The 625-nt window shown below is 43.5% G+C and carries 2 pseudogenes; both read left to right on the top strand.

The features are described from left to right. Positions 1-249 (top strand): annotated as a pseudogene (locus tag MT489_RS22050) (carbohydrate ABC transporter permease); the annotation flags it as partial. 62 nt (positions 250-311) lie between these two features. Continuing rightward, positions 312-625 (top strand): annotated as a pseudogene (locus MT489_RS22045) (ABC transporter substrate-binding protein); the annotation flags it as partial.

Below are 625 nucleotides of genomic sequence, written 5' to 3'. Positions count from 1 at the left end.
ATTTCGGAACAAAAACTATTGCCGATCCAAACGATGCTTCAGCAAATCCTTAGCTCCAACATCATGTCGGAGCAAATGGCGCAGGCCGATTCAACCGCCGCAGCGCATATGCAGAAGTTAAAATCCGTTTCAACCAAATCCCTGTCGATGGCGACGATGATGGTCGCAACGATACCGATCATCTGTGTATACCCATTCGTTCAAAAGTATTTCGTAAAAGGGGTATTGGTCGGCTCTTTGAAAGGGTAATCCAATTGGTTTAAAGCGCAAGCTTTAAATAGATATTAAACATAATCAAGGGGGAAAAAAGAATGAGAAACAAGATGAAACTCTTGACTTTATCTCTAGTCGCTCTGCTTATGGTCTTTAGTGTATTGTCCGGCTGTTCAAAAGGCAGTTCTGGCGACAGTGAAGGCAATAGCAAAGGAGATTCTGGCAATAAAGGTGATGGCTTTGTTCTTGGTGAGGACGAGCTAGAATACACAATGTACGGTCACTACGACTGGTACACAATGCCGCCTTGGGGCGAAGATGTAGCAACAAAGTGGATCAAAGAAAACAAGAAAGTAAACGTAAAGCCAATCAGCTCTGGCGGTAACGCTGCACAAAAATTCAACACGATGAT

It is taken from the genome of Lederbergia wuyishanensis (assembly GCF_022900255.1).
Taxonomy (GTDB): domain Bacteria; phylum Bacillota; class Bacilli; order Bacillales; family Bacillaceae_C; genus Lederbergia; species Lederbergia wuyishanensis.
This window is presented reverse-complemented; position numbering and strand designations above follow the sequence as displayed.